This is a genomic window from Acidovorax sp. LjRoot194, from assembly GCF_964253015.1.
In the GTDB taxonomy this organism is placed as follows: Bacteria; Pseudomonadota; Gammaproteobacteria; order Burkholderiales; family Burkholderiaceae_C; genus Acidovorax.
Genome location: NZ_CAXUQB020000001.1, coordinates 2048557 through 2074618, shown reverse-complemented (window position 1 = coordinate 2074618; position 26062 = coordinate 2048557). Strand labels below are relative to the sequence as shown.

Sequence of the window (26062 nt, the reverse complement as noted above, 5' to 3'; positions counted from 1 at the left end):
TTCGGGGCTCGCTTTGCCACCCGCGCCGGGATCTGTGGCGTTTGCGTTTTCTTTGTGTCCGTTTTTGATTCTGAGGTGCCCATGCCCGCTCAAAAGTCCGCGAAGCCGCCCAAGTCTGCTCCAGCTACCGCCGCGAAGGCCGTCTCCACCCCTGCTGCCAAGGCGCCCGCGAAGGCCGCGGCCAAAAAGTCCGCCCCCGCACCCGCCACAGCGGCCAAGAAAGTCCAACCAGTGCCCGTGAAAAGTTCTGCCGAGCTGACCAAAGCTGCCGATGAATTGCTGAAGAAGAAGCCTGCCCGTGCCAAGGCAGTTGCTGCATCCGACGAAGACGATACCCCCAAGAAGCGCCCTGGCCGTCCCGCCAAGGCCGCTGGCGACGCCGAAGCCAAGGCGCCCGCCAAGCGTGGCCGCAAGCCCAAGGCCGCCGCAGGCGCCGAGGAAAGCGGTGACGACACCGACCTGTCCGACATCGAAGCGGACCTGGAAGGCGAAGTCGAGGACACGCCGGAGGCCACAGCCACGGTCGAGAAGGTCAAGCCGCTGCGCATGAAGATCAGCAAGGCGAAGGAACGCGCCTTGATGAAGGAATTCGGCCTGGACGAGACCGTCCTGTCCGAAGAAGACATGGCCAAGCGCCGTGCGCGCCTGAAGGCACTGATCAAGCTGGGCAAGACCCGCGGCTACCTCACGCACGTTGAAATCAACGACCACTTGCCCGACAAGCTGGTCGATGCCGAAACCCTCGAAGCCGTCATCACCACGCTGAACGACCTGGGCGTGGCGGTGTACGAGCAGACGCCCGATGCCGAAGCGCTGATCATCACGGACAACGCCCCCGCTGGCGCGACCGAAGAAGAAGCCGAAGAAGCCGCTGAAGCCGCCCTGTCCACCGTGGACTCGGAATTCGGCCGCACCACCGACCCGGTTCGCATGTACATGCGCGAAATGGGCACGGTCGAGCTCTTGACCCGCGAAGGCGAAATCGAAATCGCCAAGCGCATCGAAGGCGGCCTGATGGCCATGATGGAGGCGATCAGCGCATCGCCCGCCACCATCGCCGAGATCCTCAACATGGGTGAGGAAATCCGCGAAGGCAAGGTCGTCATCTCCACCATCGTGGACGGCTTCTCCAACCCCAATGAGGCCGACGACTATGTGGCCGAAGAAGACTTCGACGAATTCGACGAAGCCGACGACGACGACGGCAAGGGCGGCTCCAAGGCGCTGACCAAGAAGCTCGAAGAACTCAAGAAGCAGGCGCTGGAGCGCTTTGACAAGCTGCGCGAGCTATTTGAAAAAGTGCACAAGGTGTACGACAAGGAAGGCTACGGCACGCCTGCGTACGTCAAGGCGCAAGCCGCCTTGTCGGCCGAGCTGATGACCATCCGCTTCACCGCCAAGACCATCGAGAAGCTGTGCGACATGGTGCGCGGCCAGGTGGACGACGTGCGCAAGAAGGAACGCGAGCTGCGCCGCATCATCGTGGACAAGTGCGGCATGCCGCAGGAAACCTTCATCAAGGACTTCCCGCCCAACCTCTTGAACCTGCAGTGGGTCGAGAAGCAGGCCAACGCCGGCAAGCCCTGGTCGTCCATCATCGCGCGCAACATCCCGCCCATCCAGGACCTGCAGCAAAAGCTGATGGACCTGCAGTCGCGCGTGGTGGTGCCGCTGACCGAGCTCAAGGGCATCAACAAGCGCATGAACGAAGGTGAAGCCACCTCGCGCGATGCCAAGAAGGAAATGATCGAGGCCAACCTGCGCCTCGTGATCTCGATCGCCAAGAAGTACACGAACCGCGGCCTGCAGTTCCTGGACCTGATCCAGGAAGGCAACATCGGCCTGATGAAGGCGGTGGACAAGTTCGAATACCGCCGCGGCTACAAGTTCTCGACCTACGCCACGTGGTGGATCCGCCAGGCCATCACCCGCTCGATCGCCGACCAGGCGCGCACCATCCGCATCCCGGTGCACATGATCGAGACGATCAACAAGATGAACCGCATCAGCCGCCAGCACTTGCAAGAGTTCGGCTTCGAGCCCGATGCGTCCATCCTGGCGGCCAAGATGGAGATCCCGGAAGACAAGATCCGCAAGATCATGAAGATCGCCAAGGAGCCGATCTCCATGGAAACGCCGATCGGCGACGACGACGACAGCCACCTGGGCGATTTCATCGAGGACGGTGCCAACACCGCCCCGATCGAAGCCGCCATGCAGGCCGGCCTGCGCGACGTGGTCAAGGACATCCTGGACGGCCTCACGCCCCGCGAAGCCAAGGTGCTGCGCATGCGCTTCGGCATCGAGATGACCAGCGACCACACGCTGGAAGAAGTGGGCAAGCAGTTCGACGTGACCCGCGAACGCATCCGCCAGATAGAAGCCAAGGCGCTGCGCAAGCTCAAGCACCCCAGCCGCTCGGACAAGCTGCGCAGCTTCATCGACTCGCTGTAACACGGCGCACAAGACGCGGCATTCAATGCCGCGAACCCCTCAAAAAGCCCTGGCCGCGTTGCGGTGCAGGGCTTTTGCCATTTTTTCTGCTGTTTCCACCACAGACCCGCGTTAACCCGGACGCTCTAGACAGCAAAATGACAGGTTGTAACGCGACTATTACACACCGCTGAGGGAGACTGTCATGCAGTTCGGCAATCTCCAGGAGCAGGCCTTGTGTTCCGAACCGGATTCCGGTTCAGACACCTGCCCCCTGTGCATCCTGCGCGTGCCCGTTCAACGACCTGCCACCTTTTTGCGAGACACCGCATGACCACATCCTTCAACCGCCGCGACATCCTTGCCCGCGCCGCTGCTGCCGGCGCCGTGGGCGCCCTGGGCGCCACGATGGCGCCCGCTGCCTGGGCGCAGGCCACAAGTGCGGCCGCACGCAATGCGCACGCCAAGGCGCCCAAGCTGGCCCCCACGCTGCGCATCGTGATCCCGGCCAACCCCGGCGGCGGCTGGGACCAGACCGGCCGCGCGCTGGGCGCGGCCCTGGTGGGCGTGGGCGCAGCCGACCAGGTCGAGTACGAGAACATCGGCGGCAAGGGCGGCACCATCGGCCTGGCCAAGTACGCTGAAAAATACGGCAACGACGCCAACACCCTGCTGATGGGCGGCATGGTGATGGTGGGCGCCGTGGCGCTGCAAAAGCCCGCCGTGGACCTGACCCAGATCCAGCCGCTGGCACGCCTGACCAGCGACTATCTGGTGGCCGCCGTCGCCGCCAAATCCCCCATCCAGAACACCAAGGACCTGGCCGAAGCCCTGCGCGCCGACCTGCGGGCGGTGCCCGTGGCCGGCGGCTCGGCCGGTGGGGTGGACCACATCTTCGCCGGCGTGCTGGCGCGCGCGTCCAAGGCCAACCCCGAGAACCTGGTCTACAAGCCCTTCGCCGGCGGCTCCGAGGTGGTGGACGCCGTGCTGTCGGGCAGCGCGACCGTCGGCCTGTCCGGCTACAGCGAGTTCAGCGATGCGATCGCCTCCGGCAAGCTGCGCGCCATCGGGGTGTCGTCGCGGCGCAGCGTGTTCGGCCTGCCCGCCTTTCGCGAACAGGGCCTGGACGCCACCATGGCCAACTGGCGTGGCGTGTTCACCGGCAAGGGCGTGTCGGCCGCGCGCACGGCGGACATGCTGACCGCCGTCGAGGCCGCCACCGGCCATGAATCGTGGCTGCGCACGCTCAAGACCAACCGCTGGGACCCGTCCTGGCTGGCGGGCAAGGACCTGGCGGAGTTCATGGAGCTGGACCTGACCACCGCGCGCGTGATGGTCTACCTGCTCAAGCTCAAGGCCTGAGCCTTGCGGCCCAAGGCAAGACCCCTGCTGATCTCTGGAACTGACCCATGAAGATGTCCAACCACTCCATCGGCGCCCGCATGGCGACGGCGCTCGGCCTGGTGCTGGCGCTGATGATCGGCGCCGCCCTCTTCGGCATTGCGGCGCTGTACCGCACGCTGGGCACCTACGACACCACGGTGCAGGAACGCGTGGCGCAGGAGCGCGCCGTGAGCCGCATGGAAAGCGACTTCAAGACGCAGGTGCTGGAGTGGAAGAACACCCTGCTGCGCGGCGAGGACTCGCGCAAGCGCGAGCTGCACTGGGCCGCGTTCCAGGCCAGCGAAAAACGCGTGGCCGAAGCCGCCAAGTCTTTGGAGCCGCAGCTGACCGACGCGCAGGAAAAGGCTGCGCTGCAAAAATTCACCCAGGCCCACACGCAGATGGCGCAGGGCTACCGCAAGGGCTTCGAAGTGTTCCAGTCGCTGGGCTTCGTGCCGTCCGCGGGTGACGCCGACGTGGCCGACATCGACCAGGGCCCGGCCAAGCTGCTGACCGAACTGAGCCAGCAGGTGGCGGCCAGCAGTGCGGCCATTGCCCAGCAGGCGGCGCAGGACGCGCGGCGGGCCCTGGTCAGCAGCCTGGTGGCACTGGCGCTGGTGACGGCGCTGGGCGCCTGCGCCGGCTGGCTGCTCACCCGCTCGGTGGTGCGCCCGCTGGGCGTGGCCGTGTCGCTGGCCCACAAGGTGGCGGCGGGCGACCTGACCACCAGCATCCGTGTCGAAGGCCGGGACGAACCCGCGAAGCTGCTCGAAGCCCTGCGCGCCATGCAGGACAACCTGGAGAACGTGGTGGCCGGCGTGCGCAGGAATGCCGAAGGCGTGGCCAGCGCCAGCGCCGAGATCGCCCAGGGCAATGCCGACCTGAGCATGCGCACCGAAGAGCAGGCCGCCTCGCTGGACGAGACCTCGTCGTCCATGCAGCAGCTGCAGGCCACGGTGCAGCAGAACGCGTCGAACGCACAGCGCGCCAACGAACTTGCCCGCAACGGCGCCACCGTCGCGCAGCGCGGCGGCGACGTGGTCACGCAGATGGTGGAAGTGGTCCAGGGCATCCAGGACAGCTCGCGCCGCATCTCGGACATCATCGGCGTGATCGACGGCATTGCGTTTCAGACCAACATCCTCGCGCTCAATGCCGCAGTGGAGGCCGCACGCGCGGGCGAACAAGGCCGCGGCTTTGCCGTGGTGGCCAGCGAGGTGCGCAACCTCGCCACGCGCAGCGCCAGCGCTGCGCGCGAGATCAAGGCGCTGATCCAGACCAGCGTGGAGCGCGTGCAGGCCGGTTCCGACCTGGCGCGCGACGCGGGCACCACCATGGCCGAAGTGGTGTCCTCCATCCGCGAGGTGAGCAGCCTCATGGAAGAGATCAGCCAGGCCAGCGCCGCGCAGACCTCGGACATGCAGCGCGTGACCCAGGCCATCGTGCGCATGGACGACGTCACGCAGCAGAACGCCGCGCTGGTGGAAGAAAGCGCCGCCGCCGCGGGCAGCCTGAGCGGCCAGGCCCGCCAGATGGTGGAGGCCGTGGCGGTGTTCCGGGTGCGGCAGCACCACGCGGCGCTGCCAGGTCCAAAGGCTTGATATCTCGCACGCCGGACCTTTGATACGGTCTTGGCGAGGGTGTGGTTAGAGCCTGAGATAGGCCAAGTGTCCTGCCCGCCCGCCCCCACCCGTTCGGGCTGAGCCTGTCGAAGCCGGGGCAAGACCTCAGTGCAGCCCTTCGACAAGCTCAGGGTGAACGGTTCAGGGGCTGGTGACGGACTGGGATCCACATCCACATCCAAATCCGCCCGTTCGGGCTGAGCCTGTCGAAGCCGGGGCACGACCTCAGCGCAGCCCTTCGACAAGCTCAGGGTGAACGGTTCGGGGCAAGGGATGGTGAGGGGTACAGCCGCTTCACGCCACCCGCGACGCATGAAACTGGCACGGCCCAGGCCAGCGCACCCGTGGAACTGGCTCTGCCAGGCCACCGGGTGCGTCCCCCTCCCGCGCAGCGAGAGAGGGGTGAAGGCGCGAAGCGACTCAGGGGGTGTTTCAATTTAATCCACCTTCACATTCGCGTTCTTCACCACCTGCGCCATGCGCGCAGCCTCGCTCTTGAAGAACGCCGCGGCCTGCTCGGGCGGCGTGAGCTTGATCTCATAGCCCTGTGCGATCAGCGCATCGTGTGCCTCGGGCATCTCCATGGCGGCCTTGAAGCCGTTGTACAGCCGCGCCAGTTCGGCCTTGGACAGCCCGGCCGGTCCCACCGGGGCGATCCAGCCGTCCAGTTCGAAGCCGGGGAGCCCCTGCTCGGCAATCGTGGGCACACCGGGCAGCGACGCCACGCGGCTGCCCGTGGTCACACCCAGCGCGCGCAGGGCACCCGACTTGATGTGCGCGGCCGCAGGCGCCACCGCCACCACGCCCAATTGCACCTGGCCGCCCAGGATGTCGTTCATCAGCGGGCCCATGCCGCGGTACGGGATGTGCTTGATGTCCAGCCTGGCCTGGTCCACGAACATCGCAGCCCCCAGGTGCAGGATGGTGCCGTTGCCCGACGAGCCGTAGTTCAGTACGCCGGGCTTGGATTTCGCATAGGCGATCAGCTCTTGCACCGTCTTGGCGGGCACCCCGGGGTGCGCCACCAACACGAAGGGCGTGGCGCCAAGGATGGTGATGGGCGTGATGTCGGCGAGCGAGTCGAACGGAATGTTCTTGTAGACGCTGGGGTTGACCACGTGGTTGTTCGACACCACACCGATGACCGAGCCGTCCTTGGGTGCGCGCACGATCTGCGCCGTGCCGGTGATGCCGCCCGCGCCCGGCAGGTTCTCGATGACCACCGGCTGGCCCAGCGCCTTGGACAGGCTGTTGCTGATGGCACGGATGGCGCCGTCCGCCCCCGAGCCCGCCGACAGCGGCAGGATCACGCGCAGCGGCTTGCCGTCGCCCTGGGCGCGGGCCACGCTCGGCAAGGCCCAGGCGGCGACGCCCAACGCAGCGGCGCTGGCGGCCAAAGCCTGGCGGCGTGTAAACAGGCTGCGGGACGAGGAAATGGCGGGGGCAAGGGTGGGCATGGGTTTGTCTCCAGTCGTTGTCATGCAATCCCGGGGCTGCGGTCTGCGCCGCGTGGGTGCCCCGGGCCGTCGAGAAATAAATCAGGCAATCGCGCCCGCGGCGTGCAGCGCCGCCACGGCCTCGGGCGTGTAGCCCAGGCTGTGCAGCAGCTCGGCCGTGTGCTGGCCCAGGCGGGGTGGGTCGCAGCGCACATCCAGGCGCTGGCCGTCCATGCGCAGCGGCATCAGCGTGACCTGCGCGGTGTGGCCCGCACACTCGCCATCGGGCAGCATGATGTCGGCCAGGCCCCCCGTGGCTTTGAGGTGCGGGTCGTCGAACAGCTCTTCGGGCCGGCGGATGGGTGCGAATGGCAGACCGTGGCGCTCGAAGATCGCGGCCAGCGCGTCGGCCGTGTGCTGCGCCAGGCGCTGGCGCAGCACCGGCATCAGCGTGGGCCGCGCGCGCACACGGTCGTTGTTGGTAGCGAGCTGCGGGTCGGCCTTCAGGTCGGCGTAGCCCATGGCGTCGCAGAAGGTCTGCCACTGCGCGTCGCTCACGGCGGCCAGAAAAATCTGCCCGCCGTCCTTCACGCTGAACACGTCGTACACGGCCCAGGACGAAATGCGGTCGGGCATGGGCGCGGCGGGCTGGCCGGTGACGGCGTACTGCATCATGTGCTGGCCCACCAGGAAGACGTTGTTCTCGAACAGGGCCGAGTCCACCTCCTGCCCGCGCCCGGTGATGCCGCGTTGCATCAGCGCGGCCATGGCGCCGATGGCACCGAACATGCCGCCCATGATGTCGTTCACGCTGGTGCCCGCGCGCAGCGGGTCGCCGGGGCGGCCGGTCATGTAGGCCAGGCCGCCCATCATCTGCACCACCTCGTCGAGCGCGGTGCGGTGCTCGTACGGGCCGGGCAGAAAGCCCGTGTGGTTGACGTAGATGAGGCGCGGGTTGAGCTGGCTCAGCGCCGCGTAGTCCAGGCCGTACTTGGTCATCACGCCGGGCTTGAAGTTCTGCGCCACCACGTCGGCCGACGCCGCGAGCTTGCGCGCGGCCGCCAGGCCCTCGGGGCTGCGCAGGTCGATGGCGATGCTCTTCTTGTTGCGGTTGAACATGGGGAAGAAGCCCGCGCCCGCGCCCAGCAGGTGGCGGGTGCGGTCGCCGTCCACGGGCTCGACCTTGATGACCTCGGCCCCCAGGTCGGCCAGCACCATGCCGCAGGTGGGGCCCATGACCATGTGGGTGAACTCGACCACGCGCAGGCCCTGCAGGGGCAAGGCGCGGCGGGCTGGAGTGCCGGGCGGCGTGGGCGGGGCGGAGGAGACAGAAGAATCGGTGTGGGAAGTCATGGGGTGACGATACGGGATGGAAGGACGCGCGGCGGTGGCTCAATGGTGAGCTTGTGGTCAGCTCAGTGGGTGGCGGCCAGGGAGGTGGCCCCCGCGCCGGTGCGAGGTACCCCGGCCTGCCAGAGCGTGCCGTGCAGCGTCTCGCCCGACAACCAGCCCGCCACGCACTCGCGCAGCGCCAGCAGCGCGGCCACATCGACGCCGGTTGCGACGCCCATACGTTCGAGCATGAACACCAGGTCTTCGGTGGTGACGTTGCCGCTGGCGCCGGGCGCGTGCGGGCAGCCGCCGATGCCGGCCAGGCAGGCATCAAAGCGGGTGATGCCTGTCTGCCACGCAGCGTAGACGTTGGCCAAACCCATGCCGCGCGTGTCGTGAAAGTGCGCGCAGGCCAGCCGGTCGCCCACCAGCGCGCGGGCCTTGCCGAACAGCCGGGCGACCGACGCGGGGTCGGCGTAGCCCACGGTGTCAGCCAGGCTCACGCGGTCGGCGCCCGCGTCGAGCAGGGCCTGCATCAGGCGCAGCACCTCGCTCTCGGCCACCTCGCCCTGCAGCGTGCAGCCGAACGCCGTGCCCACGCCCCCTTCGATGAGCGTGCGGCTGCCGCTGGCATCGCGCAGCGCGCGGATGCGCGCCACCTCGGCCACCACCTCGTCCGGCGTCTTGCGCAGGTTGGCCAGGCTGTGGGCGTGGCTGGCCGACAGGGGCACGACCATCAGGTCGGCGCCACATTCCAGCGCGCGTTCCGCCCCCTTGTAGTTGGGCACCAGCACCGAGGCGACGAGCCCCGGCAGCGTCTTGGCGTGGGCCAGCACCTCGGCGGTGTCGGCCAGTTGTGGAAGCAGGCGGGCGGGCACGAAGGAGCCCACCTCGATCTCGCGCTGGCCCGCCGCGTAGGCCGCGTTCAGCCATTCGATCTTGCGGGGCGTGGTGACGATGGTGGCAATGCTCTGCAGGCCATCGCGCAGACCGACTTCACGCACGGTGGCGTGGGCAGGGCCTGATGGCTGCGACATGGTGGGTTCGGGGACTGGCGATGGGGGGCTGCTGCGGCTGCTCACGGGTGTCTCCACGTCTGGGGTAGCGATGCTTGATTTTAGAAATTCCCATTCGAATCAGAAAATACATTCCGGAAGCCTTACGATTCCCAAACGGAATACCTCCTACCCTTCAGTGCCCATGCGCGACCTCGACCTTCAAACCCTGCGTCTCTTCGCCGCCGTATGCGAGCACCGCAGCATTGCGCGCGCGGCCGAGCAGGAGGCCATCGTGGGCTCGGCCATCAGCAAGCGGCTGGCGCAGTTGGAGGACACGGTGGGCACGCCGCTCTTGGTGCGCAAGCGGCGCGGCGTCATCCCCACCCCGGCGGGCGAGACGCTGCTGGAGCACGCGCGCACCATGCTGGCCAGCGTGGGCCAGATCGAGCGGGACATGGCCGCCTACGCCACCGGCACGCGCGGCCATGTGCGCATGCTGGTCACGGCCTCGGTCATGGCCGAGTCGCTGGCCGACGACGTGGCGGCGTTTTTGCAAGACCCGGCGCACCGCGACATCCAGGTGAGCCTCGAAGAGCGCGTCAGCCCGGACGTGGTGCAGGGCATCCGCGACGGCAGCGCCTCCATCGGCATCTGCTGGGACGCGGCCGACCTGTCGGGCCTCGAAGTCTGCGGCTACCGCCACGACCACCTGGCGGTGGTGGCCCACGCCTCGCACCCGGTGGCGCAGCACCAGAGCGTGCGTTTTGCCGACGTGCTGGACCATGAATTCGTCAGCATGCCCGCCCTGAGCGCCGTGCAGGTGCTGCTGGCCCGCGCGGCGGCGGTGGAGGGAAAGATGCTCGCCCACCGCGTGCTGGTGTCCAACTTCGACGCTGCGCTGCGGGTGGTGCGCGCCAACCTGGCCATCAGCGTGGTGCCGCAAGAAGTGGCCCAGCCCTTTGCCGACATCGCCCCGGTGCGGGTGATTCCGCTGTCCGACCCGTGGGCGCGCAGACGCTTCGCCATCTGCTTTCGCAGCGCCCAGATGCTCACCCCGGCGGCGCGTCTGCTGGTGGACCATCTGGCCCGGCTGGGAGCCGGCGGTCCGGACTCCGGCGGCGTGGCCGCTCCGCAACAGTTTGATATGTAACGCCGTATTTTTGGTGTTTAGCGCATATGTGCTGTGCGTTCTGAGCTACCAAACTTGTAGCAAATTAGGTTCCGAGCTATAGTCAACGCACATCGTCGGGCCGGTCTCGCATCCGCCCAGAACGAACTTTCGAACCAACACTTGCGCGAGGAGAAGCGTCCATGAGCTCCAAAGAAAATGCCGCCATCAACCAGTTGTTCGAGCGGCTCGAATGCCGTTACGCACTGCGCGTGCTGTGGGCCCTGAAGGACGGCCACCCCCAGACCTTCCGCCTGCTGCAGGACAGCGTGGGGGGCATCACCCCCAACACGCTCAACACCCGCATCAAGGAACTGCGCGAGGCCGGCTTCGTGGACCACGGCAGCGACGGCTACACCGTCACCCCCTCGGGCGCCGACCTGCTCAAGCGCCTGTCGGACGTGCAGGCCTTCGCCACCCGCTGGGTCGCCGGCCGCGCCAAGAAGCAAACGCCCTGAGCCCCGGGGCTGCCAATTCCCCCTGCCCCGCACCAGCCCTGCCGCTCTGCAGGGTCTGCAGGGCCTCTTGGCAGGCTCACCCGGGGTAGCCGTTAAAATGACAGTCTGAACAGCTTCTAGCGCCCATCCACAAAGCGCTAGGAGCTATATTTTTAATAGCACTCAAGGAATCACCATGGCATTGACCACCACCGCATCCGGCCTGCAGTACGAAGACACCACCGTGGGCGAAGGCGCTGAAGCCGCCAAGGGCCAGAACGTGTCGGTGCACTACACCGGCTGGCTGTACAACAACGGCGAGCAAGGCGCCAAGTTCGACTCCAGCCGCGACCGCAACGACCCCTTCGAGTTCTCGCTGGGCGCCGGCATGGTCATCAAGGGCTGGGACGAAGGCGTGCAGGGCATGAAGATCGGCGGCCAGCGCACCCTGATCATCCCCGCAGCCCTGGGCTACGGCGCCCGCGGCGCCGGCGGCGTGATCCCCCCGAACGCCACGCTGAAGTTCGACGTAGAACTGCTCAAGGTCGGTCGCTGATCCAGCCCCCTCCTGTCCCTTGTGGCAAAAATAAAAGCGGCCTGCGGGCCGCTTTTGTTTTTATCGATCCCGCTGTCCAAAACTGGCGCGCCCCCAACGCCAGTGCACCCGTGGATCTGACTCCGCCAGGCCACCGGGTGCCTCCCCCTCCGGCGGAAGCCGCAGAGCGGCTCAGGGGGCATCACTAGTCAAACAGTGCCTGGTCCAACCGCTCGAATTTCGCATCGCCCACCGCTTCGCGGATCTTCGGCGCCAGCGCTGCCAGGTCGTCGAAGCTGCCTGCACCTTCGACGGCCAGGTTCAGCCGAAAGCCGCGCAGGCCCAGGCCCGCAGTAAGCTCTGTGGCAATCGGGTAGGCCGCCTGGTAGCGCTCCTTGGGCGTGCGGCCCGAGCCCTCTCCGGCGGTAGCCACCGTGCCCAGGTCCATCGCGTCTGCCAGTGACGCTGCCGCCACATCCGGCGTGCCAGCCACCGCTACGGGACCTGATGCGGACTTGCCTGACAGCGGCTCCAGCAGGCCCTGCGCGAGCATGGCCTGCACGTCGTCCTGGGTGATACCCATGGCTGCGGTGGCTGCAAGGATTTCACCCGTCGTGCGCTTGCCGTCAAAAAGTATGAAGGCCGAACGCTGGCGAGAACTGAGGCTGCCACGCCGGTCCTTGAGTGCTTCCTGCCCTGCCTGCGTCTTGACGAGAACCATGAATCTCCTTGAGGTTGCGCACGCGGCCGCCCATCGGCCGCACATGCTTTCCCAGACTCTCACGTTTTGACACAGTTGAATATCGGGGTTTTCACATAAACCACGGCATTCCGTGCTCCTGGGAAGCCACAGGGCAGCGCTACATCTCGGAGCGGATGCGCGGCAGCTCGGGCGCGGGCCGGGTGATCCAGCTCACCACGGTCGCCACGGCAGCGCCCGCGGGCACGCCGAACACGCCAGCGGATATCGGCTGGATGCCGAACCACAGGCCATCCGCCAGCAGCCAGGGCGGCAGCGTCGCACGCAGGGCGGGCACGTGCGACAGCATGTAGTACACCGCCACACCCAACCCTGCCACCATGCCGGCCACAGCCCCCTGGCGTGTGGTGCCGCGCCAGAAGATGCCCAGCACCATCACCGGCACGAAAGCCGATGCCGCGAGCGAAAACGATGCGGACACCATGGGCAAAATTTCCGACGGCTTGAGAGCGGCCACGAAGGCGGCGGACAAGGCCACCGCCAGCAGCGTGAACTTGGTCAAAATCACCCGCTGCTCGGGCGAGGCCCGCCGCGGCGCATCGTGAAAATACAGGTCGCGCACCAGCGCGTTGCTGATGGTGAGCAGCAGGCCGTCTGCGGTAGACAGCGCCGCCGCCAGTCCGCCCGCGGCGACCAGGCCCGACACCACATACGGCAGCCCGCCCAGCTCGGGCGTGGCCAGCATGATCAAGTCGGCCCCCAGGCGAATCTCGCCGAACTGCACGATGCCGTCGCCGTTGACGTCCTCGATCGACAGCAGCGAGCTGTCCACGCGCGCCCACTGGGCCATCCAGTTGGGCAGCGCCTCGAAGCTGCTCCCCACCAGGTTCTGCATGACCTCGAACTTCACCAGCACCGCCAGCGCCGGGGCGCTCAGGTACAAGAGCGCAATGAAGAACAGCGACCACGCCACCGACGCCCGCGCCCCGCCCACGGTGGGCGATGTGTAGTAGCGCGTGAGCAGGTGCGGCAGCCCCGCGGTGCCCACCATCAGGCAGAACATCAGCGCGAGGAAGTTGCGCCGCGTGAGTTCATAGTCGCGCTGCTCATCCGGGGTGCCGTCCGGGTCGCCCACGTAGGCCTGGCTGTGCAGCGGCAGCCCGCCCAGGGGGCGGGCGCGCTCGTAGTTCTCGCGCATCTCGCGGGTCCAGCGCTCGCGGGCAGCAGCGGCGTCGCGCGGCAGCGCGGCCAGTTCGCGGCTGGCGGTGACGATGAGCCCCACATCGGCGTTCTGGGTGCGCAGCGTGCGGATGCGCTCGCGGCCCTTTTCGCGCTCACGCTCCAGCGCGCCCTCGACGTCCTGCAGGCGCGCCTCGTAGTCCTTGGCGCGCTGCAGGTAGGTCTGCACCACCTGGTGCTCGGCGGGGGAGTCAAGGAGCTGCGCTTCCAGGTCCGCGATCTTGCTGATCTGCGTGCCGTAGACCAGCGGCGCGAGCGGGCTGCCCAGCTGCTTGTAGGCCAGCCAGGACACGGGTATCAAAAAGGCCAGCAGCACCACCACGTACTGCGCCACCTGCGTCCAGGTGATGGCGCGCATGCCGCCCAGGAAAGAGCACAGCAGCACACCGCCCAGGCCCAGCATGATGCCGATCTCGAACTGCACCCCGGTCAGGCGCGAGGCAATCAGCCCCACGCCGTAGATCTGCGCAACGACATAGGTGAACGAGCACAGCACCGCCGCCAGCGCCGCGATCACGCGCGGCCAGCGGCCGCCGAACCGCACGTGAAAGAAGTCGGGCACGGTGTACAGGCCCATGGCCCTGAGGTGCGGGGCGATCAGCATCGCCACCAGGCAAAAGCCCCCGGTCCACCCCAGCAGGTAGGCCAGGCCCCCCGCCTGCCCCGGCGTGCCCGAGAAGCCCTGCAGGTACAAGGCCCCGGACAGGCTGATAAACGACGCCGCACTCATCCAGTCTGCCGCTGCGGCCATGCCGTTGTACATGGGCGGAATGCGCCGCCCGGCCACGTAGTATTCCTCGGGGTCGCTGGTGCGGCCGTACACGCCGATGCCGGCGTAGGCCATGACGGTGATGAACAGAAAGATCGGCCCGATCCAGTGGCGCGACAGGCCCTGGTGTTCGGCCCAGGTCATCAGCGCCAAAAAGGCCAGCACCCCGATCACATACAGCGCCAGGATGCGGTGCAGACGCCACAGGTAGGCCGGCCCCGAGGTCGCCCGCCCGTGTGCGTCGGTGCTGTGGGGGCCAGCGCCTGGGTCAGCCATGGGTGCGCGCGCCGTCGGCAGCCGGCCCCTGCGCGTGGGCTTGCGCGGGTGCCGAGGCCTGAAGGTCAGCGTCCTGCCGCTCGAAGCGGTTCATGGCCCAGCAGTACGCCACCACGATCCCGATGAACACCACCACCGCGCCCTGCGCTGCGATCCAGTAGCCCAGTGGCCAGCCGCCCACCACCAGGGACTGCAGGTCGCGTGCGAAGTACGTGGCCACGAACGACACCAGCGCCCACAGCAGCAGCAGGCCTGCCTTGAGCTTGAGGTGGCGCACGTCGTGCAGGTCGGGCGGGAACGGGCCCGCCATCTCGGCCTCCGCAGGGCGACCGGGCTGGTGCAGGTGCTGCTGCGGGAGCGGCATCACAGGCACCACGGCGCCGACACTGCGGCAGGGAATGCAAACAGTCCGCGCATACCGCCGTGCCTGAGGGCCTGGGCCTTCAGCTCGCCAGTTGCTGCCAGGTGGCGATCACGCTGTCAGGATTGAGCGAGATCGACGAAATGCCTTCCTTGGCCAGCCACTGCGCAAAGTCAGGGTGGTCGCTGGGGCCCTGGCCGCAGATGCCGATGTACTTGCCCTCGGCCAGACAGGCCTTGATGGCCTTCTCCACCAGCGCCAGTACGGCGGGGTCGCGCTCGTCAAAGTCCTGCGCCAGCAGCTCCAGGCCCGAATCGCGGTCCAGGCCCAGGGTGAGCTGGGTCAGGTCGTTGGAGCCGATGGAAAAACCGTCGAAGAACTCCAGGAAGCGCTCGGCCAGGATGGCGTTGCTCGGCACCTCGCACATCATGATGACCTTGAGGTCGTCCTTGCCCCGCTGGAGGCCGTGGGTGGCCAGCAGCTTGGTCACGCGCTCGGCCTGGCCCAGCGTGCGGACAAAGGGCACCATCACCTGTACGTTGGTCAGGCCCATGTCGTTGCGCACGCGCTTCAAAGCCTCGCACTCCATCGCAAAGGCTTCGCCGAAGTCTTCGCTGATGTAGCGCGCCGCACCGCGAAAGCCCAGCATCGGGTTTTCTTCCTCGGGCTCGTAGCGGCTGCCGCCGATGAGCTTGCGGTACTCGTTGGACTTGAAGTCCGACAGGCGCACGATCACGGGCTTGGGGTAGAACGCGGCGGCGATGGTGGCCACGCCTTCGGCGACCTTGTCCACGTAGAACGCGCGCGGGCTGGCATGGCCGCGGGCCACCGACTCCACCGCTTTCTTCAGGTCGGCATCGATCTGGGGGTAGTCCAGGATGGCCTTGGGGTGCACGCCGATGTTGTTGTTGATGATGAACTCGAGCCGCGCCAGGCCCACGCCTTCGTTGGGCAGCTGGCAGAAGTCGAAGGCCAGCTGGGGGTTGCCCACGTTCATCATGATCTTGGTCTTGATGGCGGGCATCTCGCCGCGCTGCACCTCGGTGACCTCGGTCTCGAGCAGGCCGTCGTAGATGTGGCCGGTGTCGCCCTCGGCGCAGCTCACGGTGACCAGCGTGCCGTCTTTTAGCAGCTCGGTCGCGTCACCGCAGCCCACCACGGCCGGAATGCCCAGCTCGCGCGCAATGATGGCCGCGTGGCAGGTGCGCCCGCCGCGGTTGGTGACGATGGCGCTCGCGCGCTTCATCACGGGCTCCCAGTTGGGGTCGGTCATGTCGGTGACCAGCACGTCGCCGGGCTGCACCTTGTCCATCTCGGAAATGTTGTGCACCAGGCGCACGGGGCCGGTGCCGATCTTCTGGCCGATGGCGCGGCCTTCGGCCAGCACGGTGCCCGAGCCCTTGAGCTTGTAGCGCATCTCGGCCTGGCCCTTGGACTGGCTTTTCACCGTCTCGGGGCGGGCCTGCAGGATGTAGAGCAGGCCGTCGGTGCCGTCCTTGCCCCATTCGATGTCCATCGGGCGGCCATAGTGCTGCTCGATCACCAGCGCGTAGTGCGCCAGCTGCTGCACGTCGGCGTCGGTCAGCGAATAACGGTTGCGCTGCTCGGTGGCCACGTCGATGGTCTTGACCAGCTTGCCCGAAGCGGCTTTTTCTTCGGCGGTGGAGAACACCATCTGCAGCAGCTTGCTGCCCAGGTTGCGGCGGATCACGGCCTTCTTGCCGGCCTTGAGCATGGGCTTGTGCACGTAGAACTCGTCGGGGTTCACGGCGCCCTGCACCACGGTCTCGCCCAGGCCGTAGCTGCTGGTGATGAACACGACTTCTTCAAAGCCCGATTCGGTGTCGATGGTGAACATCACGCCAGCGGCGCCCAGGTCGGAGCGCACCATGCGCTGCACGCCGGCGGACAGGGCCACCACGTCGTGCTCGAAGCCCTTGTGGACGCGGTAAGAAATGGCGCGGTCGTTGTACAGCGACGCGAACACTTCCTTCATCTTGTGCAGCACGTCGTCGATGCCCACCACGTTCAGGAAGGTTTCTTGCTGGCCCGCAAACGAGGCGTCGGGCAGGTCTTCGGCCGTGGCGGACGAGCGCACGGCGAACGATGCGGCGGGGTTGCCGGCGCTCAGCGTGGCGAAGGCTTCAGCAATGGCGGCCTGCAGGTCGGCCGGAAAGGGCTGGGCCTCGACCATGGCGCGGATTTCGGCGCCCACCGTGGCCAGGGCGCGGACGTCTTCGGTGTCCAGGCTCTTGAGCTTGGCGCTGATCTTGTCGGCCAGGCCGTCGTTCGCCAGGAACTGGCGAAACGCGTGCGCTGTGGTGGCAAAGCCCGTGGGCACCCGCACGCCCTCTGGCAGTTGGGAGATCATCTCGCCGAGGGAGGCGTTTTTACCGCCTACGGCCTCGACATCGGTCATTCTCAGGTTTTCAAACGGTACGACCAGGGCGGTCGGGCTGAAAAGTGCAGACATGGGAAAGCTCCAGAAGTTGAAACCGGGTCTGCGCGCCTGCCCCTTGCTGTACGTGGGAGCGATGGGCGAGCTGCCATGCACGGCGGGTGGCTTTGTCGTTGTGGTTGTAGGCCGACGAAGTGCATGGTGAGAATTTGGATAATTGTCACAATTGTAGGCCTGCGGCACTGGCGGCAGGCTGACGCACTGAAAGGCACCCTGCTCCATGCACACGCGCACCGTATTTTTTGTCTCTGACGGCACCGGCATCACCGCCGAGACTTTTGGCAATGCCATCCTGGCCCAGTTCGAGATGAAGCCGCGCCACGTGCGCCTGCCCTTCATCGACAGCGTGGACAAGGCCCACCAGACGGTCCGCCAGATCAACCACACCGCCGAGATGGAGGGCAAAAAGCCCATCGTGTTCACCACGCTGGTGAACATGGAGGTGCTGCGCGTCATCCAGGAAGGCTGCAAGGGCATGCTGCTGGACATGTTCGGCACCTTCGTGCACCCGCTGGAAGAAGAGCTGGGCATCAAGTCGCACCACCGCGTCGGCCGTTTCAGTGACGTGAGCCGCAGCAAGGAATACACCGACCGCATCGAGGCCATCAACTTCAGCCTGGCCCACGACGACGGCCAGAGCAACCGCGACCTGGCCGGCGCCGACGTGATCCTGGTAGGAGTGAGCCGCAGCGGCAAGACCCCCACCAGCCTGTACCTGGCCATGCAGTGCGGCCTGAAAGCCGCCAACTACCCGCTGATCCCCGAAGACTTCGAGCGCCGCCAGTTGCCGCCCGCGCTGGTACCGCACCGCGCCAAGATCTTCGGGCTGACCATCCAGCCCGAGCGCCTGTCCGAGATCCGCAACGAACGCCGCCCCGGCTCCAAATACGCCGACCTGGTGAACTGCCGCCACGAGGTGGCCGAGGCCGAGGCGATGATGCGGCGATCGGGCATCCGGTGGCTGTCGACCACGACCAAGTCGATCGAAGAGATCGCGACGACGATCCTGCAGGAGATCCGGCCGGAGCGGCTGGTGTACTGACAGGGAAAGGGACAGCGGCAGCCTTCAGTCCCAGGAGTCGGTCCAGGCCTTGAATCCGGCGGCGAGGGCGGGCGGGTTCAGGCGTGCCACCCACCCGTTCAAGACCATGGCAGGTTCGTCGCCATCCGAGACCGAGACCTGCAGCATCAGGGATTCGCGGCCGAAGGCCGGGTCTTCGCGACGCAGGCGTTCCAGCACCTGGACCATGGTTTCGAGCAATTGCGCGCGAAAGGCCACGAAGGCGGCCTCGCCCCCTTCGTCCTCCAGCCCGTCCTCCAGCGCCAGTACATGCTCACGCACCAGCGTGCACAGGTCATTGAATGCGCCGTTGGCCCCCTCGCCCTCCAGCGGCCATTCCGAGGCGCTGTAGCGGTAGTAGCTGGCATCGTCCGGATGGCGCTCGGTCAATGCGCGCTCTTGCGATTCGGTCAACAGGGCCGGGCAAACGGTCATGGCCCCGTCGTCGGTGTAAAGAGTGAAGGCACACACGGGGTCGTGCGGGCCGCAGCGCCCGGAGATGTCGGCCAGTGCGGCGCGGCTGGCCTGGGCGATGCCCTCGGCCAGCGCGGCGAAATCGAAGTCGGTGGAATCAGACATGGGCGCATGGTAGGCCAGCCAGGGCCGCCAGCAGCCAGCGCCGCCGCCAGACGCGGTTTTGACGACGCTTTTCGCGCTGGCCTGCGTGGGTGCCTGCTTACTTCACCGCAAACCGCACATTCGCCGGCTTCTTGCCCGGCAAGGTCACCAGCGCCACCACCTTGGTGCCCGCGGCCACCTTGAAGGTGCCCTTGGCTTCGAGCTTGCCCTCGCCCGCTGGCGCCAGCACGGCTTCGGATTTCTCCGTGCCGTTGAGCAGCGTGAGCTTGGCGGTCACCCCCTCGGAACTGGCGGCCTTGCCGTGGTCGCGCAGGTACAGCGTGATGGCGTTCGGCTTGGCGACCAGCTCGTAGTCCATGTCGTTGGTGCCGGCCACAATGCCGCCGTGCTGGGGCTTGTGGTCGTCGCCATGGGCATGGTTGCCGGCGGCAAACGCAGCGCCGCTCACGGCCAGTGCGAGCGTGGCGATGAAATATCGGGTGTTCATGAAAATCCTTTCAAAGGGTGGTCAAAGGGTGGTCAAAGGGTCATTGAGACAGCGACAGAAATCAAAAAGCCTCGGCGTTCTTGTCGTCCAGCAGGCGCTCGGCATCGCGGCGGCCAAACAGCCAGAACAGGGCCGGGGTGAGGAAGGTGTCGAGCAGGGTCGAGCTGATCAGGCCCGAGAAGATCACCACCGCCACCGGGTGCAAGATTTCGGTGCCGGGGCGTTCGGCCTCCAGCAGCAGCGGGGCCAGCGCAAAGGCGGTGACCAGGGCCGTCATGAGCACAGGGGACAGGCGCTCCAGCGAGCCGCGCACGATCATCGCGGTGTCGAAGTTCTCGCCCTCCACGCGCATCAGGTTCAGGTAGTGGCTCACCTTCAGGATGCCGTTGCGCACCGAGATGCCCGCCAGCGTGATGAAGCCGATCAGCGCCGCCACCGACAGCGGCTGGCCCGAGATCCACAGCCCCAGCACCGCCCCCACCAGCGCCAGCGGGATGTTGGCCATGATCAGCGCCGACAGCGTGGCCGAGCGGTAGCGCGTGTACAGCACCACGAACATCAGCACCAGCGAGACCACGGCCAGCATGCCCACCAGGCGGCTGGCCTCTTCCTGCGCCTGGAACTGGCCGCCCAGGGTGATGAAGTAGCCATCCGGCAGGCGCGTGTCGCCCACCACCTTGCGGATGTCGGCCACCACGTCGGACAGCGCCCTGCCCTGCGCGTTGGCCGAGAGCACGATGCGGCGCTTGCCGTCGTCGCGGCTGATCTGGTTGGGGCCGTCGCCGTCCTCGATGCTCGCCAGGCGCGACAGCGGAACGCGTCCGCGTGGGGTCTCGATCATGATCTGCGCCAGGCCGTCCAGCGAGCGCGCGCTCTCGGGCAGGCGCACCACCAGCGCAAAGCGCCGGCTGCCCTCCACGATCTGCGTCACCTTTTCGCCCTCCACCAGGCCCTGCAAGGTGGCCAGCACCTGCGCTGCGGGCACACCGTACTGGGCGGCCGCGGCATGGTCCACGCGCACGGTGATCTGCGGCGCCAGCACCTGCTTTTCCACCTCCAGATCGGCCAGGCCGTCGATGCTGGCCAGGCGTGCGCGCAGCGCATCGGCCTGCCCGCGCAGGGTATCGAGGTCCTCGCCGAAGAGCTTGATCGCGATCTGCGAGCGCACGCCCGAGAGCATGTGGTCGATGCGGTGCGAGATCGGCTGGCCGATGGCAATCGCTGCCGGCATCTGCGCCAGACGGCTGCGGATGTCGGCCTGCACCTCGGCCATGCTGCGTTGGAGCTCGGCCGCGGGCAGCAGGCCCACGTCGAGCTCGCTCACGTGCACGCCCTCGGCATGTTCGTCCAGCTCGGCCCGGCCGCTGCGCCGGCCCACGTGCGTGACCTCGGGCACCTGGCGCACCAGCACCTCGGCCTGGCTGGCCAACGCGGCCGATTCGGCCAGCGTCACGCCCGGGTTCAGGCGCATGCCGATGAGCAGCGTGCCCTCGTTGAACGGCGGTAAAAAGGTGGTCGGAAAGAACGGCACCGCCGCCACCGACAGCACCACCGCCACGGCACCCACCGCCATGGCGACGCGCGGGTGCGCCAGCACCCGGGTGAGCCCGCCGCGGTAGCGCGCCTTGAGCCAGGCCACCACGCGCGTGTCGCCGTGGTCCAGGTTCTTCATGCGTGGCAGCAGGTAGAAGGCCAGCACCGGCGTGACCGTGACCGACACCAGCAGCGACGCCACGGTGGAGACGATGAACGCGATGCCCAGCGGCACGAACAGCCGCCCCTCGATGCCTGGCAGCGCGAACAGCGGCAAAAACACCAGCACGATGATGGCCGTGGCGTAGAGGATGCCCGAGCGCACCTCCATCGACGCGAGCTTGACCACCTCCAGCGGGTGCAGCCGGTGCTGGGGGTGCTTGGCGCGGTCCATCTTCAGGCGGCGCAGCACGTTCTCCACGTCCACCACCGCATCGTCCACCAGGCCGCCGATGGCGATGGCCAGCCCCCCCAGCGTCATGGTGTTGATCGACAGGCCGAAGTACTTGAACACCAGCGCCGTGATGAAGATCGACACCGGGATGGCTGTGAGCGCAATGACCGTGGGGCGCAGCGTGCCCAGGAAAACGAACAGGATCACCGCCACGAACACCGAGGCGCCCATGAGCTTGCCCTGCAGCGTGGTGACCGAGGCCTCGATGAAGCTGGCCTGGCGGAAGGTGACGCGCGGCGCTTCCATGCCCGCGGGCAGCGACTTCTTCAGATCACCCAGCGCCGACTCGATGCTGCGCGTGAGCGCGATGGTGTCGGCCGTGGGCTGCTTCTGAATGCCCAGGATCACGGCCGGCTTGCCCTCGAAGCCCGCGTCGCCGCGCTTGAGCGCCGCAGCAAACGTCACCTCGGCCACCTGGCGCAGCAGCACCGGCTGGCCGTTCTTCGCGGCGAGCGCCAGGTTCTGCAGATCCTCCAGGCGCGAGGTGCGGCCCAGGTGCCGGATGAGGTACTCGCGCCCATTGAGCTCCAGGAAACCGCCCGAGGTGTTGCTGGAGAAGCCCTTGAGCGCCCCCGTGAGCTGGTCGTGCGTGATGCCCAGCTCGGCCATGCGCGCCGTGTTGGGCTGCACCTGAAACTGGCGCACCTCGCCGCCGATGGGGATCACCTGCGCCACGCCGGCAATCGCCAAGAGGCGCGGGCGCAGCACCCAGTCGGCGTACTCGCGCACGGCCATGGGCGTGGTGCGCTGCACGTCGATGGGGATCGCCACCTGCATGATCTCGCCCATGATGGAGCTGATGGGCCCCATGCGCGGCGTGACGCCCGTGGGCAACCCTTCCTCCATGGACGACAGGCGCTCGGACACCATCTGCCGGGCGCGGAAGATGTCCGTGCTCCAGTCGAAGGTGACGTAGATGAAGGACAGCCCCGCGCTGGAGGTGGAGCGCACGCTCTCCACACCGGGCAGGCCATTCATCGTGGTTTCCAGCGGGAAGGTAATGAGCTGCTCCACCTCTTCGGCGGCCATGCCGCCGGCCTCGGTCATCAGCGTGACGGTGGGCTTGTTGAGGTCGGGGAACACGTCCACTGGCGTGCGCGACAGCGTGAAGGCCCCGTAGGCCATGAGCACACCGGCGGCGATGAGCACCAGCAGCCGGTTGGCCAGGCTGCTTTCGAGTAACCACTTGAACATTGCGGCACTCCCTTCAGCGGACCTGGTTGATCAGCGTGGCGCCCTGCGTGGCCACGCGGTCACCGGCCTTCAGGCCCGAGGTCACTGCCACCGAGGCGCCGTCGAGCGGCACGAAGGTGACCACGCGCGGCACAAAGCGCTCGGGCGACTCCTTGACCCAAACGATGGTCTGGTTGGCGGGGTTGCGCAGCAGCGAGGCCACCGGTACCTGCACGCCCACGGCCTGCTCGGTGGATTGCACGAACACGCGCACCGGTTGCCCCAGGGCCAGGGTGCCCAGCACCGCCGAGTCGCCCGCAAACTGCAGCGGCAGCGCCTGGTCGCGCAGGCTGCGCGCCGCACCCAGAAAGCGCAGCGGCACGCGCTGCGCACCCACGGCCAGCGCGGCACCGGCCACGCTGTGGGCCTGCGCGGTGTCGTAGGCCAGGGCCTCCACACGCAAGCGCGCAGGGTCCACCACCTCGAACACCAGTTCGCGCGCATCCACCACCTGCCCTGCCACCGCGTTGGCCGAGGCGATCACGCCAGAGACGGGTGCCACCAGCGCATCACGCGTGGACAGGCCCGCCCCCACGGCGCCCAGGCGCTGGGTGAAGCTTTGCAGCTCGCTCTCGGCCGCCTCGATCTCCTTGCGCGGCACGGTGTCTGACAGATCCTTGAGGCGCGCCACACGCCGCGCCGCCAGGTCGCGCCCCGCGCGTAGCTCGGCCTGCTGGGCCAGTTGGTTGGAGCGCTCGATGGCGCCCGCCGTGGGCACCACATAGGCCAGCACCTCGCCCTTACGCACCGCCTGGCCCACGCCGGGCAGACCCTTGGGGCCTGCCTCCAGCCGGCCGGCCAGCGCGGCCTGCACCTTGCCACCGGCGTTGGGGTCCATCACCACCGTGCCGGCCAACTCGAAGGCCTTGGGGTGCTGGCCTTCGGCGGCCACCAGGGTGCGCACGCCCAGTTGGCGCTGCGCGGGCTTGGGCAAAAACACGCTGCCATCGGGCTGGCGCTTGGGGCCATTGCCATCGGCGGCCGGTGGGGCATCGCCATGGTCATGGCCTTCGCCAGCGTGCGCCATCAACGGGGCGCACAGCGCAGCGGCCATCAACAGGGCCGTCACGGAATGGTGAGAGGTCAGCCGCTTCATGCTGCACCTCCCAGACGCTGCGAGCGCGCGGCGCGGCCACGCCGCAAGCCCCAGACCGCTGCCAGGGCCAGCAGCACGGCGGCCACGGCGCCGGCTACCAGCGCATTGCGCCGGCCCGTGGGCTCGGCATGGGCATGCGCTGCGGCATGGATGTCGACCTCGCCGGCCAGCAGGTCGGTGTCTTTGCCAGCCACCACGGTGGCGGTGATGGGGCTCACGCCCTCGGCCAGTGGTGCAGCCAGCGCGGCCTGGAACTCGCCGTCCGCCACGCGGGTGACGGGCACGCGCGTGCCGGCAATGTCGAGCTCGAGCTGCGCCTCCTTCACCGGGCTGTTGTCGCCCGCATGGTCGAGGTAGAGCGCCAGCTTTTGCCCATCGAGCACACCGACCAGCTCGAACAGGTCGGAGGTGGCGGCAAAGCGCGGGATGGCGGGGCCGGCTGCGGCGGTGGGGGCTTCGCCATGGTCATGCCCCGCATCGGCAAAGGCTGCCGGCGGCACGAGGCCCAGCACCAGGGCAAGGCCCAGTGTGGAAAAGAGAGAGAGGAGTTGCATGGTGATCACAAAAATGAGGTGGTGATAAACAGCGCGCTCACTGCGGCAACAGGCCCAGGGCCTGGCGCAGGGTGGAGACGGCGGCGGCGGCATCGATGCGGGCACGTGCCCACTGGCGCTCGGCCTGCACGGCTTCGAGCTCCACACGCAGGCGGGTGGGCCAGTCGGCCTCGCCCAGGCGAAAGGCCTTGTCGATGAAGCCGCGCGTGTCGCGCGCCAGGGCTGCATGGCGGGCCATGGCCTCGCGCTGGGCCTGTGTGGCCTTTACACGGGCCGTGGCGGCGGCCACGTCGGCGACCAGGCGGTCCTGCTCGACGCGGGCGCGCACCTCGGCGTCGAGGGCATCGGCGCGTGCAGCCGTTTCCTTGGCGCGGGCACGGTCGCCACCGCCCAGGGGCACGCGCACGCCGACGGTGAAGCTTTGCAGGTAGCGCTCACCGGCCTGCTCGCGCCCGCGCGTGGCGGCCACCGTCAGCTCGGGGTTGGCCCGGGTCTGCACGGCGGCCAGGTCGGCCGCGCGGCGCGCCACTGCGGCCTGGTCCTGCCAGTCGGCCACGGCCGGGTGGTCGGCGGGCAGGCCGGGCGCTGGCAGGGCTTCGGCCTCGGGGTCTGTGCCGTCGGCCAGTACCACGTTGCCGCCCCAGGCCGCCAGGGCTGCCTGCGCCACATCGCGTGCGCCCGTGGCCTCGGCCACCGCGGCCTCGGCCTGGGCCACGGCGGCGTCGGCCTGGGTCTGGTCGGCACGCGACATGTCGCCCGCCTTGAAGCGCCGCGCCACGTCGGCCGCCAGGCGCTGCGCGTTCTGCAGCCGGTCCTGCGCCAGGCCGAGTTCTGCCTGCGCGCGTTGCAGGGTCCACCAGGCTTCGCGCACGGTGGCGGCCAGTTGCAGCTGCGCGGCCAGGCGGCGGCTTTCCACGGCCTTGATCTCGGCGTCGCCCAGCGCGGCCTTGCGCGCGCGCTCGCCGGGCAGCCACAGCGGCAGGGCCACGCCCACTTCGTATTCCCGGCTGCCCTGGTTGCTGCCGGGGCGGTCGCTCTTGCGGGACAGCTCCAGCGCGGCAGGCTCGGCCGTCCAGGACGATGCGCCGCTGCGCGCGGCCTGTGCAGACTCGCGCCGCAGCGCCGCGGACTGCGCCTCGGGCTGGCGCTCCCAGGCTCGCTCGAACAGCGATTTCAGGGTGAGTGGTGGTGCTGCTTCCGTTTCAGCCGGTGACTGGGCATGCGCACCGCCCACGGCCAGTGCGTACCCCAGCGCCACAGCGGCCAACAACGGCCGTGGCAGGTGGTTCTTGTTTGTCGTTCTTTGCATCCGATTCCTCTGCAGTGGCCCAGGGCCACGGGGTTGAAATCGGCGAGGCACGATGGCCGGCGCATGCGCTCGCGCGCAGGCACTGCAACAGCCTGCAAGGGCCGCGTTACATCGTCAGGACAGGGGTTGCCCGCAACCCGCCTCGCCGTTCAGGCGAGGACGGACCACTTGGGGCGTTCGGGGCGGGTGAGTGGGGGATGGACCCAGGCCGGTGCCACCAGGGCGGCAGGCGCAGCGACCGCGACCACAATGGCCTGGTCGCTGGCGCTCAAGGCCATGCCGCTGCCCATGCCATGGCATGCATGGCAGTCCATGTCGGCCGTGCCGGTGGTGGCCAGCGCCTTGTGCTCGGGGGTCTCGCTGGCGGCAGAAGACTGGGTTTGTGCGGCCGGCGCATCGCCGTGGTGAGCGTGCGCATGGTGGCCAAAGTGCGATGCCTGCGGCGCCGTCTCGTGCTTGCAATACGGCGATGCAGCCGCCCAGATGGACTGGAGCGGCATGAACAGCAGCAGGAAGACGAGAAGGCGGCGCATGGTGTGCGCGCATTCTAGTGACAACATGCCGCGATGCAGCATCCGCAGACGGCCATGTCCCCACGCAGCCAAGGACA

Annotated in this window: 21 protein-coding genes; 7 read left to right on the top strand and 14 right to left on the bottom strand. The window is 67.9% G+C overall.

Annotated features, from left to right (window positions below):
- Nucleotides 1-81: 81 nt before the first annotated feature.
- The 3 genes from rpoD to ACSQ3N_RS09390 all read left to right on the top strand — a co-directional run bounded on the left by rpoD (nucleotide 82) and on the right by ACSQ3N_RS09390 (nucleotide 5417).
- Nucleotides 82-2454, top strand: coding sequence for an RNA polymerase sigma factor RpoD (gene rpoD / locus ACSQ3N_RS09400; protein WP_056173865.1), 2373 nt, complete (start codon nucleotides 82-84; stop codon nucleotides 2452-2454).
- A gap of 309 nt (nucleotides 2455-2763) precedes the next feature.
- Entirely contained in the window at nucleotides 2764-3795 is a 1032-nt protein-coding gene (locus ACSQ3N_RS09395; RefSeq protein WP_436146128.1) for a Bug family tripartite tricarboxylate transporter substrate binding protein, read from the top strand.
- A gap of 47 nt (nucleotides 3796-3842) precedes the next feature.
- Complete coding sequence (locus tag ACSQ3N_RS09390) at nucleotides 3843-5417, top strand: methyl-accepting chemotaxis protein (RefSeq protein ID WP_056173859.1); 1575 nt, start codon at nucleotides 3843-3845, stop codon at nucleotides 5415-5417.
- Between the two features lie 458 nt (nucleotides 5418-5875).
- Here the strand turns inward: ACSQ3N_RS09390 and ACSQ3N_RS09385 are convergent, their stop codons facing one another.
- The 3 genes from ACSQ3N_RS09385 to ACSQ3N_RS09375 form a co-directional block, all read right to left on the bottom strand.
- Nucleotides 5876-6895 carry a Bug family tripartite tricarboxylate transporter substrate binding protein gene (locus ACSQ3N_RS09385; protein ID WP_436146127.1) on the bottom strand — a complete coding sequence of 340 codons (1020 nt, stop codon included), beginning with the start codon at nucleotides 6893-6895 and terminating at the stop codon, nucleotides 5876-5878.
- An 81-nt stretch (nucleotides 6896-6976) separates the two neighbouring features.
- Nucleotides 6977-8227, bottom strand: coding sequence for a CaiB/BaiF CoA transferase family protein (locus ACSQ3N_RS09380; protein WP_436146126.1), 1251 nt, complete (start codon nucleotides 8225-8227; stop codon nucleotides 6977-6979).
- A gap of 62 nt (nucleotides 8228-8289) precedes the next feature.
- Nucleotides 8290-9243: a hydroxymethylglutaryl-CoA lyase gene (locus ACSQ3N_RS09375; RefSeq protein ID WP_436147938.1), complete on the bottom strand. Its 954-nt coding sequence runs from the start codon at nucleotides 9241-9243 to the stop codon at nucleotides 8290-8292.
- Nucleotides 9244-9406: 163 nt separating this feature from the next.
- On the opposite strand from ACSQ3N_RS09375, the gene ACSQ3N_RS09370 reads away from it, so the two are divergent.
- From ACSQ3N_RS09370 to ACSQ3N_RS09360, 3 genes are all read left to right on the top strand, one after another.
- Nucleotides 9407-10354: a LysR family transcriptional regulator gene (locus ACSQ3N_RS09370; RefSeq protein ID WP_056173853.1), complete on the top strand. Its 948-nt coding sequence runs from the start codon at nucleotides 9407-9409 to the stop codon at nucleotides 10352-10354.
- A 161-nt stretch (nucleotides 10355-10515) separates the two neighbouring features.
- A complete protein-coding gene (locus tag ACSQ3N_RS09365) occupies nucleotides 10516-10830 on the top strand; it encodes a winged helix-turn-helix transcriptional regulator (RefSeq protein ID WP_056173851.1) in 315 nt (104 codons plus the stop codon).
- Nucleotides 10831-11005: 175 nt separating this feature from the next.
- On the top strand, nucleotides 11006-11365 hold the full coding sequence (locus tag ACSQ3N_RS09360) for an FKBP-type peptidyl-prolyl cis-trans isomerase (protein WP_056173849.1): 360 nt from the start codon (nucleotides 11006-11008) through the stop codon (nucleotides 11363-11365).
- 184 nt (nucleotides 11366-11549) lie between these two features.
- Here the strand turns inward: ACSQ3N_RS09360 and ACSQ3N_RS09355 are convergent, their stop codons facing one another.
- The 4 genes from ACSQ3N_RS09355 to ppsA form a co-directional block, all read right to left on the bottom strand.
- Nucleotides 11550-12065, bottom strand: a complete 516-nt coding sequence (locus tag ACSQ3N_RS09355; protein ID WP_056173846.1) for a hypothetical protein — start codon at nucleotides 12063-12065, stop codon at nucleotides 11550-11552.
- 139 nt (nucleotides 12066-12204) lie between these two features.
- The gene (locus ACSQ3N_RS09350) at nucleotides 12205-14328 is read right to left on the bottom strand and encodes a VC_2705 family sodium/solute symporter (RefSeq protein ID WP_436146125.1); all 2124 of its coding nucleotides are present in this window, start codon (nucleotides 14326-14328) and stop codon (nucleotides 12205-12207) included.
- Nucleotides 14321-14692 carry a DUF4212 domain-containing protein gene (locus ACSQ3N_RS09345; RefSeq protein WP_056173840.1) on the bottom strand — a complete coding sequence of 124 codons (372 nt, stop codon included), beginning with the start codon at nucleotides 14690-14692 and terminating at the stop codon, nucleotides 14321-14323. Before ACSQ3N_RS09345 ends, ACSQ3N_RS09350 begins: the two co-directional genes overlap by 8 nt.
- Nucleotides 14693-14771: 79 nt before the next feature.
- Nucleotides 14772-17162 (bottom strand): phosphoenolpyruvate synthase, encoded by a 2391-nt coding sequence (gene ppsA / locus ACSQ3N_RS09340; protein WP_056174003.1) that lies wholly within the window; start codon nucleotides 17160-17162, stop codon nucleotides 14772-14774.
- A 205-nt stretch (nucleotides 17163-17367) separates the two neighbouring features.
- Between ppsA and ppsR the strand changes: the two genes are divergently transcribed.
- Nucleotides 17368-18189 (top strand): posphoenolpyruvate synthetase regulatory kinase/phosphorylase PpsR, encoded by an 822-nt coding sequence (gene ppsR / locus ACSQ3N_RS09335; RefSeq protein ID WP_056173837.1) that lies wholly within the window; start codon nucleotides 17368-17370, stop codon nucleotides 18187-18189.
- Between the two features lie 24 nt (nucleotides 18190-18213).
- Here the strand turns inward: ppsR and ACSQ3N_RS09330 are convergent, their stop codons facing one another.
- The 7 genes from ACSQ3N_RS09330 to ACSQ3N_RS09300 all read right to left on the bottom strand — a co-directional run bounded on the left by ACSQ3N_RS09330 (nucleotide 18214) and on the right by ACSQ3N_RS09300 (nucleotide 25985).
- Nucleotides 18214-18786, bottom strand: coding sequence for a DUF4303 domain-containing protein (locus ACSQ3N_RS09330; protein WP_056173833.1), 573 nt, complete (start codon nucleotides 18784-18786; stop codon nucleotides 18214-18216).
- A gap of 97 nt (nucleotides 18787-18883) precedes the next feature.
- Nucleotides 18884-19273: a hypothetical protein gene (locus ACSQ3N_RS09325; protein WP_056173830.1), complete on the bottom strand. Its 390-nt coding sequence runs from the start codon at nucleotides 19271-19273 to the stop codon at nucleotides 18884-18886.
- 61 nt (nucleotides 19274-19334) lie between these two features.
- The gene (locus ACSQ3N_RS09320; protein ID WP_056173825.1) at nucleotides 19335-22454 is read right to left on the bottom strand and encodes an efflux RND transporter permease subunit; all 3120 of its coding nucleotides are present in this window, start codon (nucleotides 22452-22454) and stop codon (nucleotides 19335-19337) included.
- Nucleotides 22455-22467: 13 nt separating this feature from the next.
- Nucleotides 22468-23589: an efflux RND transporter periplasmic adaptor subunit gene (locus ACSQ3N_RS09315; RefSeq protein WP_056173821.1), complete on the bottom strand. Its 1122-nt coding sequence runs from the start codon at nucleotides 23587-23589 to the stop codon at nucleotides 22468-22470.
- On the bottom strand, nucleotides 23586-24143 hold the full coding sequence (locus ACSQ3N_RS09310; protein ID WP_056173999.1) for a hypothetical protein: 558 nt from the start codon (nucleotides 24141-24143) through the stop codon (nucleotides 23586-23588). The genes ACSQ3N_RS09315 and ACSQ3N_RS09310 overlap by 4 nt, the downstream gene beginning before the upstream one ends.
- A 37-nt stretch (nucleotides 24144-24180) precedes the next feature.
- Nucleotides 24181-25452: a TolC family protein gene (locus tag ACSQ3N_RS09305; protein WP_056173818.1), complete on the bottom strand. Its 1272-nt coding sequence runs from the start codon at nucleotides 25450-25452 to the stop codon at nucleotides 24181-24183.
- Between the two features lie 149 nt (nucleotides 25453-25601).
- Nucleotides 25602-25985, bottom strand: coding sequence for a hypothetical protein (locus ACSQ3N_RS09300; protein WP_436146124.1), 384 nt, complete (start codon nucleotides 25983-25985; stop codon nucleotides 25602-25604).
- Nucleotides 25986-26062 lie beyond the last annotated feature (77 nt).

What these genes read in the sequence shown, in the direction of transcription:
- rpoD (WP_056173865.1), top strand. Translation starts at nt 82, where the DNA reads ATGCCCGCTCAAAAGTCCGCGAAGCCGCCCAAGTCTGCTCCAGCTACC.
- ACSQ3N_RS09395 (WP_436146128.1), top strand. Translation starts at nt 2,764, where the DNA reads ATGACCACATCCTTCAACCGCCGCGACATCCTTGCCCGCGCCGCTGCT.
- ACSQ3N_RS09390 (WP_056173859.1), top strand. Translation starts at nt 3,843, where the DNA reads ATGAAGATGTCCAACCACTCCATCGGCGCCCGCATGGCGACGGCGCTC.
- ACSQ3N_RS09385 (WP_436146127.1), bottom strand. Translation starts at nt 6,895, where the DNA reads ATGCCCACCCTTGCCCCCGCCATTTCCTCGTCCCGCAGCCTGTTTACA.
- ACSQ3N_RS09380 (WP_436146126.1), bottom strand. Translation starts at nt 8,227, where the DNA reads ATGACTTCCCACACCGATTCTTCTGTCTCCTCCGCCCCGCCCACGCCG.
- ACSQ3N_RS09375 (WP_436147938.1), bottom strand. Translation starts at nt 9,243, where the DNA reads ATGTCGCAGCCATCAGGCCCTGCCCACGCCACCGTGCGTGAAGTCGGT.
- ACSQ3N_RS09370 (WP_056173853.1), top strand. Translation starts at nt 9,407, where the DNA reads ATGCGCGACCTCGACCTTCAAACCCTGCGTCTCTTCGCCGCCGTATGC.
- ACSQ3N_RS09365 (WP_056173851.1), top strand. Translation starts at nt 10,516, where the DNA reads ATGAGCTCCAAAGAAAATGCCGCCATCAACCAGTTGTTCGAGCGGCTC.
- ACSQ3N_RS09360 (WP_056173849.1), top strand. Translation starts at nt 11,006, where the DNA reads ATGGCATTGACCACCACCGCATCCGGCCTGCAGTACGAAGACACCACC.
- ACSQ3N_RS09355 (WP_056173846.1), bottom strand. Translation starts at nt 12,065, where the DNA reads ATGGTTCTCGTCAAGACGCAGGCAGGGCAGGAAGCACTCAAGGACCGG.
- ACSQ3N_RS09350 (WP_436146125.1), bottom strand. Translation starts at nt 14,328, where the DNA reads ATGGCTGACCCAGGCGCTGGCCCCCACAGCACCGACGCACACGGGCGG.
- ACSQ3N_RS09345 (WP_056173840.1), bottom strand. Translation starts at nt 14,692, where the DNA reads ATGCCGCTCCCGCAGCAGCACCTGCACCAGCCCGGTCGCCCTGCGGAG.
- ppsA (WP_056174003.1), bottom strand. Translation starts at nt 17,162, where the DNA reads ATGTCTGCACTTTTCAGCCCGACCGCCCTGGTCGTACCGTTTGAAAAC.
- ppsR (WP_056173837.1), top strand. Translation starts at nt 17,368, where the DNA reads ATGCACACGCGCACCGTATTTTTTGTCTCTGACGGCACCGGCATCACC.
- ACSQ3N_RS09330 (WP_056173833.1), bottom strand. Translation starts at nt 18,786, where the DNA reads ATGTCTGATTCCACCGACTTCGATTTCGCCGCGCTGGCCGAGGGCATC.
- ACSQ3N_RS09325 (WP_056173830.1), bottom strand. Translation starts at nt 19,273, where the DNA reads ATGAACACCCGATATTTCATCGCCACGCTCGCACTGGCCGTGAGCGGC.
- ACSQ3N_RS09320 (WP_056173825.1), bottom strand. Translation starts at nt 22,454, where the DNA reads ATGTTCAAGTGGTTACTCGAAAGCAGCCTGGCCAACCGGCTGCTGGTG.
- ACSQ3N_RS09315 (WP_056173821.1), bottom strand. Translation starts at nt 23,589, where the DNA reads ATGAAGCGGCTGACCTCTCACCATTCCGTGACGGCCCTGTTGATGGCC.
- ACSQ3N_RS09310 (WP_056173999.1), bottom strand. Translation starts at nt 24,143, where the DNA reads ATGCAACTCCTCTCTCTCTTTTCCACACTGGGCCTTGCCCTGGTGCTG.
- ACSQ3N_RS09305 (WP_056173818.1), bottom strand. Translation starts at nt 25,452, where the DNA reads ATGCAAAGAACGACAAACAAGAACCACCTGCCACGGCCGTTGTTGGCC.
- ACSQ3N_RS09300 (WP_436146124.1), bottom strand. Translation starts at nt 25,985, where the DNA reads ATGCGCCGCCTTCTCGTCTTCCTGCTGCTGTTCATGCCGCTCCAGTCC.